Source organism: Bacillus sp. JKS001846, from assembly GCF_900176455.1.
Lineage (GTDB): Bacteria > Bacillota > Bacilli > Bacillales > Bacillaceae_G > Bacillus_A > Bacillus_A cereus.
Window position 1 is genome coordinate 5,173,714 of sequence record NZ_FWYG01000001.1, and the last position, 17,459, is coordinate 5,191,172.

Below are 17,459 nucleotides of genomic sequence, written 5' to 3' on the forward strand. Positions count from 1 at the left end.
CTCTTATAAAATTAACGTTTTATCTTCAAATTGCTGCTTAGTAAATAAATATTGTGTATTTGTATCCAAGAATAGTTGATTAAGTCTACTCTTTCGCTCCTCTATTGGAGTTTTTTTAGATTTAAAAATAAGCAACAACAAATCAATTGCTTCTTTCATATGAGAAATTTCAGCTTCTTTTCCTTCTCTTTCTAAATTCTCTTGAATTTCTTTCATCTTTCTATAAGGTTCAACTACACCTTGTTGATATTCCTCTTCATTCCAGTTAAAGTTTGGCGTACTTACCGCAATACCTAAACATCTCAAAATAAATTGAGGAACATATTTTCTCGATTTAATTTCCTTCTTTAAACTCTCAATATTTAAATCTATATCTGTCGGAATAGTTTTAATATACGGTATATTCTTTTTCATTAATTTTGTTAAAACTTCATTAGGCCCCATCTCAACAGCGAACTCAGTATTTTGACTATCTAAATAATCCATAGATTTCTTCCACTCCACTGGGTACACAACTTGTTTCACCAAATAATCAATTATAGAATCTTTATTTGGATATAGTTGCGCGGTTACATTTGAAATAACATTTACATTTAAGTTATTAAACTTATATTCCTGTAATTCGTAATAGAACTTATCTGCTGCAGGTTGCATTAAAGGACTATGAAATGGTGCACTAACTTTTACTGGGATTAACTTAGCACCTATACTTTGTAAGTACTTCCCAGCCTCTTCAATTGCAGTACTATGCCCCGAAATTACATGTTGTTCTGCTGAATTACTATTAGAAACCACTACTAGATTCCCTTTCTTAGAAAATTGTTTAGATGCCTCCTCTACTATTTTTCGACCTAACCCAATAATTGCTAACATTCCACCCTCTCTCGCCATAACAGCTTCCTGCATAAGCTGCCCACGACGACGAGCGATCTTCACAGCATCTTTAAAATCAATAGCTCCCGCACAGCTTAGGGCAGAAATTTCCCCTAAGCTATGACCGGCCATATAATCAGGCATAATACCTATTTCATTCATATATACCCGATAGGCTGCTGTACTTACTGTTAAGATTGCTGGTTGTGCATTTTCAGTTTGAGTTAATGTATCTATATCTCCTTCAAAACATAATTTTTTTAAATTAAAAGATAGCACATCATTTGCCTCTTCAAACGTCTGTCTTGCAATAGGAAAACTTTCATAAAGTTGTTTTCCCATTCCTACATATTGCGATCCTTGTCCTGAAAATAAGAAAGCTAATTTACCCATCTAGAACACCTCTTTTTTTATAATTTCCAAAATAATATAAAAGTAGTTTTGTATTATCTTTTCAATAGATTTTGTTTTTATTCTATTTTTATTATATTGACATATTAAATTCATACCTTGTTTAGAGTCATCAATAGTAATTGATAAGTCACAGTAGGAAGGTATATCTATATTTTTATTTTCTTTTTGATAATAAAAATACGGTATAATGCAATTTATTGTTTTATTAAATCCTATTTTGTCCCCATCATTTTCCCACTCTAATTCAATACTATTCTTTAATTGCCTATTAGTTTGTAGAAAAAGTTCTTTAAAGTCATATAAATCATTAAGATTTGCAGTTATTACCTTACTTTTATCTGCATCTATTCTTACTTGTATTGAGATTTTTTCTTGTCCAGATACCTTAGATAATAAATATAAATACGAAGATAACATCAATGTTTCTATACTCACCTGATAATCTTTAGAGGCTTGTGTCAATCCACGTACTATCTCTTCTTTTATTTGGAAATTAACAATTTGCGTTTCTGCTCTTGTATCCTTATTAACAATAACTGACTGAGGGAACTTTATTTGTAATTTCATTATTTCTTCTAATTTTTTATCACTATCTTTTTGCTTTGCAATAAAATAAGCTAATTTACGAACAGTAGAATATGCAAATAAATCTGAGACTGTAACTTTTCCAGGATATATAGCCGATAACTTAGAGTGTAAGATAATAATCATCATTGAGTTTCCACCTAATTCAAAGAAATTATCATCCATTCCTATATCTTCCGTGTTTAATAACTCCCGCCAAAGTGAAAATATACTATCCTCGATTTCATTACCACGAGATTGATACTCTATTTCTACAATTTCCTTAGGACTTGGCAAAGCTTTTATATCAATTTTCCCATGCACAGTCATTGGAAACTCATTAACTTGTATAAAGTCTTTTGGTACAAAATAACTTGGAAGATAATGTTCTAAAAATATACGTAATTTTGAGACAGGTATTTCTGCATCTGCTATATAATATGCAACTAGACTGTTATCTCCATTTACATTTTTATTTATTGTTACAACACAGTTTTTAATTTCTGGATATTTTGACAGTTGATGTTCAATTTCAGTTAATTCTACCCGATATCCTCGAATTTTAGCTTGATGATCATTTCTTCCTAAAAACTCAATATTTCCATCTGGTAGCCATCTTGCCATGTCACCTGTTCGATACATTATTTCGCCTTGCTGATATGGATTTGCAACAAATCTTTCTTTAGTTAAATCTTCCTTCTGCCAATAACCTCGTGCTATTCCAGCACCAGAAATACATAGTTCTCCAATAACACCAATAGGTTGCAGCTGCTTTTGCTCATCTAAAATATATACTTTAGTGTTAGCTATTGGTTTTCCAATTGGTATATTAGTTTCTACTTTACTTATTTCTCCAGTTGTCGTAACAACCGTATTCTCTGTAGGACCATAGTTATTAAATAATCTATATCCATTCTTTTTATATCTCCTTAACTGATCACCACCTGTTAGTAACACACGAAGAGAGTTATTCTCTAATTCAATAAATTGTTCACAAACCGGTGTTGGTAAGAAACTAATACTAATCTCGTTTTGCTCATAATAAGCATTCAAGCGTTGCATATCTAAACGAATCTCGTGTGGGATAATATGCAATGTTGCACCCTTTAAGATATACGGTAGTATTTCCCACGAAGATGCATCAAAACCAAATCCTGCATATTGAGTACTATTATCTTGTTCTGTAACCTGGAAATATTCTTGATGCCAGAAACAAAGGTTTATGACCGATTGATGCTCAACTACTACGCCTTTTGGTTTACCTGTAGAACCTGAGGTATAAATAATATAAGCTACATCATTTGATTGATTTATCCTTTCAGGATTCGAACAGTTTGAGCTATAACAAGCTGTATCTTGTAAATCTAATATCATTCTTTTAATATTTAATTTTTTTATTAAATGCGTTTGGGTCAATACTAATTGCGCTTGGCTATCTTCAAGCATATAAGTAATTCGCTCTTCTGGATATTCAGGATCAATTGGCAAATATGCCCCTCCAGCTTTTAAAACTCCTAAAATTCCCACTAACATTTCTACCGAACGCTCAAGCATAATTCCTACAATTTCTTCTCTTACAATTCCCTTACTTCTTAACATATGAGCAAGTTGATTTGCTCTTTCATTTAGCTCACGATAAGTTAATGATTGATCTTTATATGCTACGGCAATATTATTTGGCGTTTTCTTCACTTGCTCTTCAAACAATTGAGACAGTGTCTTCTCTTTTGGAAATTCTGTTTTTGTATTATTAAATTCATACAAAAGTTGATGCTTTTCTTTCTCTGTAATGATTTCAAGTTCTCCAATTGACTGATCAATATTTTGTACAATCGTTTCTAAAATTCTAATAAAACGTTCTTTAAATTTATTAATCGTTTCTTCTTTATACAACTTAGTTGCATATTCCCATTGAAAATGCAGTTGATTTCCTCGTTCCTGTCCAACAATCGTCATATCAAATTTAGAAATACCATGATTCCATTCATAATTTCTCATTTGTAATCCTTTATTTGGAATTGTTGGTACATCTATATTTTCTAAAACAAACATCGTATCAAATAGAGGATTTCTACTCGTTTCTCTTGGTAAAGATAGAGCTTCTACCAATTCTTCGAATTGATAATCTTGATTTTCAAACGCCTCTAATAGCTCTTCCTTCATTTCCTCAAGAAATTTTCTAAATGTTTTCTCTGCATTTACATCCGCTCGTATTACAAGTGTATTCACAAACATTCCGATCATTTGTTGTAAGTCTACATGAGATCTACCGGCCGAAACTGTACCAACAACAATATCTTCTTGCCCCGTATGTTTGGATAACCATACTTGATAAGCACTCATTAATAACATATACATTGTGACACCAGTTTCTTGACAAATTTCTTTTAATTGCCTTGTCAATTCCTGATTTAAAGTAAATGAAACCCGATCACCATCAAATGTTTGAACTGCAGGGCGCGCATAGTCAGTTGGTAATTCCACTACCGGCACACCATCTTTAAAACGATTCGTCCAATATTCTTTTTGTATCTGAATTGCTTCACTTTGTATAAATTCTTGTTGCCATTCAGCGTAATCTTTATATTGTAACTTTAATGCTGGTAATTCATTCTCATAATAGAGTTCCATCAATTCTTTCATAAAGATACCAATGGATACACCATCCGCAATAATGTGATGAATATCAAGCATTAATACATATCGATTTTGTTCTAATTCCGTTAATCCTACACGCATAAGTGGAGCTTCACTTAAATCAAAAGGACGTATAAAGTCTGTTTTTTCATATTGATTATCTATGTCCTTAGGAATTATTTCTATATTAAACGGAACTTCATCATGAACTTTCTGTAAAATCTCTCCATCCTTAGTAACAAATGATGTTCGAAGAACTTCATGACGATAAATTAACCCTTGTAAAGCTCTTTCCAATTTGACAATGTTTAAATCGCCTTTGATTTCCATGATACTTGGTATGTTATATGTGCTACCATTTAGATCTAAATTAGTTAAAGTATATATTCTTTGTTGGGCAGATGAAGCTGAATAATATGCTTTCTTTTCTATAGGTCTAATAACGCAATCAACATTCACATTAAGCTGTTCCATATATACAGATAGTTGACGTATACTTGAATGCATAAATAGTTCTTTTAAACCAAGTTTTATTTTTAACTCTTTTTGTATTTTAGCTAGAAGCACCATCGCTTTTAACGAATGTCCTCCTAATAAGAAGAAATCATCATGTACACTGATTTTTTCTATTTGTAAAACTTCTTGCCAAATTCGAACCAAGTGTTGTTCCAATTCATTATCAGCTTCTTCATAAATTGTATCTATTCCTATACGTTTCTCATCAGGTTCAGGAAGAGCTCTTCGATCTACTTTCCCATTTGTATTTAAAGGTAGATTATCCAGCTGCATAAAGAATGTTGGAATCATATACTCAGGTATTTGCTTCATAAGTTCAGATTTCACTTTTTGAATGTCTAATTCAGATTCTTGAATAATATAAGCTACTAAGTATTTCTCTCCTGTTACAGCTTCTTTAATTACTACAGCTACATCCTGTATTTCTTCCACATTCAATAGACGAGCTTCGATTTCTCCTAATTCTACTCGATACCCTCGAATTTTTACTTGTTGATCCATTCGTCCGCAATATTCAATATTTCCATCTGGCAACCATCTCCCTAAGTCACCCGTGCGGTATAACCTTTTCTTCATGCTATTATGATAAATAAATTTTTCTTTTGTTAATTCTGGACGATTTAAATATCCTTGTACTAGACCATCCCCAGCTATACAAATTTCCCCTATTACCCCTATCGGATTTAATTGTAGTTGGTGATTTAAAATATAAATCTCCGTATTAGATAATGGCTTCCCAATCGGTATTTCAGTTGTTTTTCCAACAAATGTATTCGCTTCAGCTGCAGTAGCAAATACAGTACTTTCTGTCGGACCATACCCATTAATAATTTTTGTTCCATACACATCAACTACTTGTTTCACATGCTTTTGTGATAATTTGTCTCCACCAACTATAACTGTATGCATTCCTCTAAAACAGTCTACTCTTATATCTACAATTGTGTGGAAAAGTCCCGTAGGAACAAACATCATAGTAATAGATTCTTTCTGTATTACTTCAGAGAGCTTTTCAATATCTCCTATTACCTCTTTATCTACTAATACTAGTTTTGCTCCATTTAATAAAGCACCATAAATATCAAATGTAGATCCATCAAAAGCATAATTGGCTATTTGTAACAATTGATCGTCTGCTTTTATGTTCACATAATTTGTATCCTTCACAACACGAGATACATTGTAATGCATAGTTAAATTTCCTTTTGGGGTTCCTGTAGAACCAGAAGTATACATAACGTATGCTAATGATGATGAATCTTTAGAAATGCCAGGGTTCTTCTTCTCTTCTAATACCTCTTCTTTTATAATTTCGTCTAAATAAATCGTCTTCCCTTGTAAACCACAACTAGCAAATAAAGAATCGGCCAATTCATTTTCTAGATTCGATGTCGTTAACAAAATTTCAGTTTTAGAATCTTCTAGAATATTCATGATTCTCTCTTGTGGATACTGAGGATCAATTGGTAAATATGCCCCCCAGCTTTTAAAATCCCTAAAATTCCTACAATCATTTCCACGGAACGTTCTACGACTAAACCAATAATCTGATTTTTAGTAACCCCTTGTTCCAACAACATATAAGCAAGTTCATTCGCTCTTGCGTTTAGCTCTCGATAAGTTAAACATTGGTCTTTATATACTACGGCAATATTCTCTGGTGTCTTCTTCACTTGTTCTTCAAACAATTGCGTTAATGTCTTTTCTTTTGGATATTCCGTTTTAGTATTATTGAAATCATTCAAAATTTTATGGTGCTCTATCTCTGTAATCATTTTGATATCTGCAATTTTCTGGTCTGGATTGTTTAGAATTTCTTTTAAAATTTGAATAAAGTGCTCCTTATACCTTTCTATTGTCTCTCTTTTATATAACTTAGTGGCATATTCCCAACGAAAAGATATTTGATTGATATTTTCCTCTGCCAACAAAGTCATATCAAATTTTGCAAATGCATAATTAGTTTTATGAGGCATAATTGTTAAATTACCAGTATTAAACTCTGAAATATCTATGTTTTCTAAAACAAACATTGTATCAAATAAAGGATTTCTACTTGTCTCTCTAGGCATTTCCAGTTCTTCTATTAATTCTTCGAATTGATAATCTTGGCTTTCAAATGCTTCTACAGTGTTTTCTTTTGTCTCTTGTAAGAATTGTCCGAATGTTTTACCACCCTTTGGATTTCCTCTAAGTGCAAGTGTATTCACAAACATTCCCATGACTTGATATAAATCAGTGTTATGTCTCCCAGCAGTAACTGTACCAACCATAACATCCTCTTGTCCTGTATGCTTCGATAACCATATTTGATAAATACTCATCAATGCCATATACAGCGTTACACCATTATCCTGACAGATTTGTTTTAATCTCTTTGTCAATGACACATCAATTTCAAAGAACACACTATCTCCTTCAAAACTTTGTATAGAAGGACGCATATAATCAGTTGGTAATTCTACTACCGGCACACCATCTTTAAAACGATTCGTCCAATATTCTTTTTGCATCTGAATTGCTTCACTTTGTATAAATTCTTGTTGCCATTCAGCGTAATCTTTATATTGTAACTCTAATGTTGGTAATTCATTCTCATAATAGAGTTCCATCAATTCTTTCATAAAGATACCAATGGATACACCATCCGCAATAATGTGATGAATATCAAGCATGAATACATATCGATTTTGTTCTAATTCCGTTAATCCTACACGCATAAGTGGAGCTTTACTTAAATCAAAAGGACGTATAAAGTCTGTTTTTTCATATTGATCATCTATGTCCTTAGGAATTATTTCTATATTAAACGGAACTTCATCATGAACCTTCTGTAAAATCTCTCCATCCCTAGTAACAAATGATGTTCGAAGAACTTCATGACGATAAATTAACCCTTGTAAAGCTCTTTCCAATTTGACGATGTTTAAATCGCCTTTGATTTCCATGATACTTGGTATGTTATATGTGATACCATTTAGATCTAAATTAGTTAAAGTATATATTCTTTGTTGAGCAGATGAAGCTGAATAATATGCTTTCTTTTCTACGGGCCTAATAACGCAATCAACATTCACATTAAGTTGTTCCATATATACAGATAGCCGGCGTATACTTGAATGCATAAATAGTTCTTTTAAACCAAGTTTTATTTTTAACTCTTTTTGTATTTTAGCTAGAAGCACCATCGCTTTTAACGAATGTCCTCCTAATAAGAAGAAATCATCATGTACACTGATTTTTTCTATTTGTAAAACTTCTTGCCAAATTCGAACCAAGTGTTGTTCCAATTCATTATCAGCTTCTTCATAAATTGTATCTATTCCTATACGTTTCTCATCAGGTTCAGGAAGAGCTCTTCGATCTACTTTCCCATTTGTATTTAAAGGTAGATTATCCAGCTGCATAAAGAATGTTGGAATCATATACTCAGGTATTTGCTTCATAAGTTCAGATTTCACTTTTTGAATGTCTAATTCAGATTCTTGAATAATATAAGCTACTAAGTATTTCTCTCCTGTTACAGCTCCTTTAACTACTACAGCTACATCCTGTATTTCTTCCACATTCAATAGACAAGATTCGATTTCAGCTAATTCTATCCGATATCCTCGAACTTTAGCTTGATGATCATTTCTTCCTAAAAACTCAATATTTCCATCTGGTAGCCATCTTGCCATGTCACCTGTTCGATACATTATTTCGCCTTGCTGATATGGATTTGCAATAAATCTTTCTTTAGTTAAATCTTCCTTCTGCCAATAACCTCGTGCTATTCCAGCACCAGAAATACATAGTTCTCCAATAACACCAATAGGTTGCAGCTGCTTTTGCTCATCTAAAATATATACTTTAGTGTTAGCTATTGGTTTTCCAATTGGTATATTAGTTTCTACTTTACTTATTTCTCCAGTTGTCGTAACAACCGTATTCTCTGTAGGACCATAGTTATTAAATAATCTATATCCATTCTTTTTATATCTCCTTAACTGATCACCACCTGTTAGTAACACACGAAGAGAGTTATTCTCTAATTCAATAAATTGTTCACAAACCGGTGTTGGTAAGAAACTAATACTAATCTCGTTTTGCTCATAATAAGCATTCAAGCGTTGCATATCTAAACGAATCTCGTGTGGGATAATATGCAATGTTGCACCCTTTAAGATATACGGTAGTATTTCCCACGAAGATGCATCAAAACCAAATCCTGCATATTGAGTACTATTATCTTGTTCTGTAACCTGGAAATATTCTTGATGCCAGAAACAAAGGTTTATGACCGATTGATGCTCAACTACTACGCCTTTTGGTTTACCTGTAGAACCTGAGGTATAAATAATATAAGCTACATCATTTGATTGATTTATCCTTTCAGGATTCGAACAGTTTGAGCTATAACAAGCTGTATCTTGTAAATCTAATATCATTCTTTTAATATTTAATTTTTTTATTAAATGCGTTTGGGTCAATACTAATTGCGCTTGGCTATCTTCAAGCATATAAGTAATTCGCTCTTCTGGATATTCAGGATCAATTGGCAAATATGCCCCTCCAGCTTTTAAAACTCCTAAAATTCCCACTAACATTTCTACCGAACGCTCAAGCATAATTCCTACAATTTCTTCTCTTACAATTCCCTTACTTCTTAACATATGAGCAAGTTGATTTGCTCTTTCATTTAGCTCACGATAAGTTAATGATTGATCTTTATATGCTACGGCAATATTATTTGGCGTTTTCTTCACTTGCTCTTCAAACAATTGAGACAGTGTCTTCTCTTTTGGAAATTCTGTTTTTGTATTATTAAATTCATACAAAAGTTGATGCTTTTCTTTCTCTGTAATGATTTCAAGTTCTCCAATTGACTGATCAATATTTTGTACAATCGTTTCTAAAATTCTAATAAAACGTTCTTTAAATTTATTAATCGTTTCTTCTTTATACAACTTAGTTGCATATTCCCATTGAAAATGCAGTTGATTTCCTCGTTCCTGTCCAACAATCGTCATATCAAATTTAGAAATACCATGATTCCATTCATAATTTCTCATTTGTAATCCTTTATTTGGAATTGTTGGTACATCTATATTTTCTAAAACAAACATCGTATCAAATAGAGGATTTCTACTCGTTTCTCTTGGTAAAGATAGAGCTTCTACCAATTCTTCGAATTGATAATCTTGATTTTCAAACGCCTCTAATAGCTCTTCCTTCATTTCCTCAAGAAATTTTCTAAATGTTTTCTCTGCATTTACATCCGCTCGTATTACAAGTGTATTCACAAACATTCCGATCATTTGTTGTAAGTCTACATGAGATCTACCGGCCGAAACTGTACCAACAACAATATCTTCTTGCCCCGTATGTTTGGATAACCATACTTGATAAGCACTCATTAATAACATATACATTGTGACACCAGTTTCTTGACAAATTTCTTTTAATTGCCTTGTCAATTCCTGATTTAAAGTAAATGAAACCCGATCACCATCAAATGTTTGAACTGCAGGGCGCGCATAGTCAGTTGGTAATTCCACTACCGGCACACCATCTTTAAAACGATTCGTCCAATATTCTTTTTGTATCTGAATTGCTTCACTTTGTATAAATTCTTGTTGCCATTCAGCGTAATCTTTATATTGTAACTTTAATGCTGGTAATTCATTCTCATAATAGAGTTCCATCAATTCTTTCATAAAGATGCCAATGGATACACCATCCGCAATAATGTGATGAATATCTAACATAAATATATACTGGTTTTTTCCAAACTCTATTACTCTCGCTCGTATAAGTGGTGCTTGTCCTAAATCAAAAGGACGTACAAACTCATCAATAACATCTTCAAAAGATTTATTTTTTATCAAACCTCTTTCTAATTCAAAAACAATTTGATCATTAATACACTGTATGACCTTATCATCTATAGAGTGAAAAGAAGATCTTAATATATCATGCCTTTGAATCAATGTTTGTAAAGTATCTTCTAATCGTTTGATGTCCAAATTCCCTTCTACTATCACTATATTTGGTATCTGATAAGTAGTATTTTCTAAGTCATATTGAGACAAAGCATATATTCGTTTTTGAGCAGATGAAACATTATACTTTTCCTTACGTCCTACAGGCTTAATACTCGAAAATGCATTTAACTCTGTAGAATAGATATATTTACATAATTCTCTAATATTACTTAATCTAAATATTTCTTGTACCTTAATTTCTACGTTAAACTCCTGATGAATACGCCCAGCTAAAATAACTGCTTTTAATGAATCTCCACCTAACACGAAAAAGTCATCAGTAACACTAATATTTTCAATTCCAAGAAGAAATTCCCATATATTAGCTAAACGTTCCTCATAATCGTTCTCTGGTGCTTCATACTTAGATCCAATCTCTAGATTTGCATCTAAATTTAATAATACTTTTCGATTTATTTTTCCATTAGTAGTAAGAGGCATCTCCTTTACAGCAACAAACATGGACGGAATCATATAATCTGGAAGACTCTTCATCAAGAATTTTCGCAATTGTGAAACCGTAAGTGCATCTCTTAATACTAAAAAAGCTGCCAAAATCTTATTTCCTTCATGATCTAATCTATCTAACACAACAACTTCTTGGATAGATTCATGTTTTCTTAAATGCTGCTCAATTTCTGCTAATTCTATACGGAATCCTCGAATTTTAACTTGTTGATCAATTCTTCCTAAATATTCAAGTTCTCCATCAGATGTAAATCTCCCTAAATCACCAGTCCTATAAAGATATGCATCAGTCTGTTCTATAAATGGATTTTTAATAAATCGTTCTAACGTTAATTGAGGACGATTTAGATAACCACGAGTAACACCTTCTCCACCAACATATATTTCACCTGGTACACATGTAGGAACAAATTGTTGATTTGAATCTAGAAGGTATACCTGTAGATCAGGAATAGGTTTGCCAATTACACTTCCTACTGTTTCCTCGACATCTTTCAGAGTAATTGGACGATATGTAACATGTACAGTAGTCTCTGTAATCCCATACATATTTACTATTTGCGGTTTCTGATCTCCATGATTCTTCATCCATCCTTTTAAACTTTTAGGGTCTAAGGCCTCTCCACCAAAAATGACATATCGAAGTAATAGCTCTCCACGTTCTTGTAATCCCTCTTCATACCTAGTTAATTGTCGAAAAGCTGATGGTGTTTGGTTTAAGATAGTCACTCTTTGATCAATTAATAAATTATAGAAAGCTTCAGGTGAACGACTTACTTCATAAGGTACTATAACTAACTTTCCTCCATAAATTAATGCTCCCCAAATCTCCCAAATAGAAAAATCAAAAGCATAAGAATGAAATAAAGTCCATACATCTTTTGCATTAAATCCATACCAATGATCTGTAGCAGTAAATAACCGAATAACATTATAATGAGTAACTAATACCCCTTTAGCTTTTCCGGTAGAGCCCGAAGTGTAAATAATATAGGCTAGGTCATTTGCTTGATTTATAATTTCAGGATTAGAATGATCATTGCTATAACTCTCCGGATTTTGTAAATCTAAAACACTATACCTATGGCTTAACTTTTCAATCAAATGTGTTTGAGTCAATATTATTTCCGACTGGCTATCCTCTAACATAAATTGAATACGTTCATGAGGAGAGTTTGAATCAATCGGTAGATACGCTCCGCCAGCTTTTAAAACCCCTAAGATTCCTACCATCATTTCTATTGAACGATCCACCATAATTCCTACAACGCACTCTCTTCCTATTCCCCTAGCTTGTAAAGTATGTGCTAATTGGTTTGCCCGTTCATTTAATTCTTTATAGGTTAAACTTTTATCTTCATATACTACTGCAACTTTTTCGGGATTTGTTTCTACTTGTTTTTCAAATAACCTTTGTAACGTTCCATGTAATGGATATTCTCTTTTTATTTCTTTCAATTCATCACTTAATTTAATTTGTTCTTTCTTTGTAAGCATATTTATATCACTAATCTTTTGATCCAAATCCCGCACAATGCTATTTAATATTTCTACATAATGTTCTGTAAATAATTCAATAGTCTTCTTTTTATATAAATTTCTTACATATTCCCAACGAAATGTTAATTTTCCATGATGCTCTTTAGCGGACACTGTCATATCAAACTTGGCAAAAGGATAGTCGACATTACATGGATTAATTTTCAAACCATTCAATTTTATATCTGATATATCCACATTTTCCATAACAAACATTGTATCAAATAATGGATTTTTACTTGCTTCTCTTGGTAACGCAAGTACTTCAACTAATTCTTCAAATGGATAATCCTGATTATCAACGGCCTCTAAAATTTTTAATTTTATCTCTCCTAAAAATTCACGAAATGTCTTATTACTATCCAATTCCCCTTTTATTGGTAAAGTATTAACAAACATCCCTACAATATTTTGTAAATCTGCATGCATTCTTCCGGCCGCTACCGTACCAACTATAATCTCTTCTTGTGCTACATATTTAGACAATAAAGTTTGATATGCACTTATTAATAGCATATATAATGTAACACCTGTTTCCTGACAAACTTCTTTCAATTTTCTCGTAAGTTCGGAATCAATTGTAAAATATACATTTTCCCCTTCAAAGCTTTGTACGTTTGGTCGTACATAATCAGTAGGCATATCTACTTTTGTAACCCCATCTTTAAATTGGCCTACCCAGTATTCTTTTTGCCTTTGAAACTCCTCACTTTGAATAAACCTTTGCTGCCATTCTGCATAATCTTTGTATTGTAATTTTAATTCTTTTAATTCTTTACCATAATATTCATCCATTAATTCTTCTATAAGAATACCAATAGATAGACCATCTGCAATAATATGATGAATGTCTAATATTAAAAGATGTTGCTCTTTTTCTAATTCTATTAACCCAACTCTCATCAAAGGTGCTTTAGTTAAATCAAATGGCTTTATAAAATTATTAAATATTACTTGAATATCTTTACTCCGAGCTACTTCTTTTACTAATACAAATGAGACCTCTTTCGATATATTTTGTACAATTTGATCATTATGCATTTTGAAAGAAGTTCTAAGTGAATCATGACGTTTAATAATCCTATCTAACGCTTTTTCTAATCGTTTTACATCAATGTTACCTTCAATCATCATTACAATCGGAATGTTGTAAGCTACACTTGTTGAATCATATTGAGATAATGTATACATTCTTTTTTGCACTGAGGAAACTACATAATTATCTTTACGCTCCGCACATTTAATAGATGAATATAAAGACTTTTTAGTTTTAGAGATACATTCAGCTAGTCCATGAATTGTAGGATTCTCAAATAATTGCTTTAAATTAATTTCTACTTCTAATTCTTTTTGAATTCTAGACAGTAAAGTCATAGCCTTTAATGAATGACCACCCAATAAGAAAAAGTCATCAAAAATACCAATGCTATCAGCCAAGAGTATGTCTTTCCAAATACAAACTAATTTTTCTTCTATATTGTTTCTAGGTGCCTCATAAGAAATGTTAGTTCCTATATTTGAATCTGGCTCTGGAAGTAACTTTCGATTTACTTTACCATTAGGTGTTAAAGGAATTTTATCCATTTGTACAAAATAAGAAGGAATCATATAATCAGGAACTTTATTAGATAACTCCACTCGTAGTTCTGAAAAGTTTACTGCTTTATTTAAAACTACATATGCACAAAGATAGGAAATACCATCTTGACCTTGTTTACCAATAACACTCGCTTCGGCAATAGCCTCTAGTGAACGTAAGTGGTATTCAACTTCGGATGTCTCAATACGATAACCTCTTATCTTTACTTGGCTATCCACCCTCCCTAAAAATTGAATATTTCCATCTTCTAAATATCTTCCTAAATCCCCTGTCCTATATAAACGTTCCGTCTTATCTAATAATGTATGCTGCAAAAATTTCTGTTCATTTAGTTCTTCATTATTTAAATAACCTTTTCCTAAGCCATCTCCTGCTAGATAGATTTCTCCTGTAATTCCCTTTGGCAAAACATTCATCTGCTTATCTAAAATATAGACTCTTATATTGTCAATACCTTTACCAATCGTAGGACATTCTTGATAAATTGAAAATTGATCAAATGAAATTACTTGAGCAATTGCCCCAATAGTTGTTTCTGTTGGGCCATAATGGTTCATAAATTGGATATGTGAGCAATTTTCATATATCTTTTCTATATCCTTTACATTAATTTCTTCTCCCCCTAAAACTATCAACCTTACATTCTCCAATACATTTGATACAAATGCAGGATCATTTATAGTAAAAGAAAATAATGAAGGCGTAAGCTTTAGATAGCTTAAGCGATGGTATTGAATATATTCTAATAATTTTGATGGAGAAGTATATGTTTCTTTTCTAATAATGTGCAACTGACAGCCATTTAAAAGTGCTGAAAATAGAGATGTATAACCTAAATCAAAAGAAAATGATGATAACAGCCCTGTTCGATCTTCATTTTTTAGTTGTGCGGTTTTGGTAAACCAATTGATATAATTTATAACATTTTTATGACTAATACATGCACCCTTAGGCTTTCCAGTTGTACCAGAAGTATAGATAATATACGCTGAGTCCGATTCCTTACTTTTAAAGTCACATATTACATTTACATTTTTATAAATTTGTTCATCATCTATATAAGTAATTTCTCCTTGAAAATTAAGATTTAACAATAACTCTTCTAAACATTTCTGTGTTAATAGCCTCTTAGCTTTAGTATCGCTAAGCATGTATTTTATACGATCTGGTACAAAAGTAGGATCTATAGGCAAAAACGTAGCCCCCGCCTTTAATATTCCTAATATACCAATGATCATTTCCAATGAAGGCTCAACCATAAGACCAATAATTTCTTCATGCTGAACACCTTTAGAGGATAGTGTTTTTGCTAATTTTATAACTTTATCATTCAATTCAGCATATGTCAGTTTCCGATTCTCAAATTGAACAGCAATATTTTTAGGAGTTTTAGATACTTGCTTTTCAAATAAATCAATAATTGTTTTTTGTTTACAATATTCAACTTGCTGAAACTCTTCCTTCAGTATTTCTTTTTCCTCTAAAGTTACAAAATCAATATCTTTTATACTAATATTTGGTTGAATAGATACCGTTTCGGCAATACTTTGAAAATGCTCTTTCATTCGTTGTACAAATGATTCCTGATACTCCAAAGCATTATACCCAAAACGAATATGTAGTTCTTCTTCTGGAATAACAACTACATTAAAATCATAATCAGTCTCCTCATATGCATCTATATTCTTAATGTTAAAACCTAGATATTCCTCATTATTTGAAGACATTATATTTTCTAACGGATAATTTTCAAAAACAACTACATGATTAATTAAATTACGATTCAATGCTGTATTTGCTTGAATCTCCGATAATGGAGAGAAATGGAAATCACTTAAACCTACAACCTCAGTACCCACTTTTTTTAATAACTTTGAGAATGGCATAGAACCATCGGCTTGAACCCGAATTGGAATACAATTAATAAGTAGTCCTACCATTTTATCTATACCATCTAAGGCTGAAGGTCTCCCCGATACAACAGATCCAAATACAACATCATCTAATTGATTATACTTTTGGAGAAATACCCCCCATAATGTATGAAATAGTGCACTTAGCGTAACTCCATTTTGTTGAGCAATTTTCTTCAATCTTTCGGTTACCTGTTTACTAAATCGAAAGTCAATTTGCTGTAAATCATATTCTTGACTTTGCCTGTTTTTTATTGCTTTAGGAATCCCCGCTACTTGTTCATATCCTTTAAGATACTGTTTCCAATATGTTAAATCATTTTCCCTCCCCTCTCGTTTTTCTAACCATTTAATATATTGACTATACGGCTTAGTTTCATCCAACTCTATCTTTTTATTATTTATTAAATTTCCGTATATCTCTCCAAACTCGCGTAATAATATTCCCACACTCCATCCATCTAAAATAATGTGATGGAAGCTACAAATAACAAGATATTCTTTAGAAGAAAGTTGAAAAATATTAATTCGAAAAGGCAGTTCTTTAGCTAAATTAAATTGATTTTCTCTATCTAATTCATAAAATTTTTTTACAAATTCTTCCTTATTGTTCTGATTGTATAAAGAAATGTCCTTAAGATTTATATCTATTTTTTCTTGTTTTAACACAATTTGAACTGGTCTTTTTACATTTTTATAGATAAACCTAGCACGAAGCACATCATATCTAGCAACTAAAACTTGAAGGGCTGCCTTAAAAGCTGAAAAATTAAATGTACCTTCAATTGAAAAAGTGATTTGCTCTAAATATGATCCTGCTTTTTCATTCATTGCATAATTAAATAACATCCCCTCTTGCATGGGGGTTAAGAAGTAAATATTTTGTATGTCTTTTTTTGAATACACGTT

Annotated in this window: 3 protein-coding genes; all 3 read right to left on the minus strand. The window is 31.9% G+C overall.

All coding sequences use genetic code 11. The features are described from left to right. Positions 1-3: 3 nt before the first annotated feature. The 3 genes from fabD to B9A45_RS27585 are packed head-to-tail and all read right to left on the minus strand — an operon-like array spanning position 4 to position 17,456. Positions 4-1,266 carry an ACP S-malonyltransferase gene (fabD, locus tag B9A45_RS27575; protein WP_084065530.1) on the minus strand — a complete coding sequence of 421 codons (1,263 nt, stop codon included), beginning with the start codon at positions 1,264-1,266 and terminating at the stop codon, positions 4-6. After that, positions 1,267-6,438: a non-ribosomal peptide synthetase gene (locus B9A45_RS27580; RefSeq protein ID WP_084065531.1), complete on the minus strand. Its 5,172-nt coding sequence runs from the start codon at positions 6,436-6,438 to the stop codon at positions 1,267-1,269. Continuing rightward, positions 6,435-17,456, minus strand: coding sequence for a non-ribosomal peptide synthetase (locus tag B9A45_RS27585; protein ID WP_084065532.1), 11,022 nt, complete (start codon positions 17,454-17,456; stop codon positions 6,435-6,437). The genes B9A45_RS27580 and B9A45_RS27585 overlap by 4 nt, the downstream gene beginning before the upstream one ends. Positions 17,457-17,459: the final 3 nt, after the last annotated feature.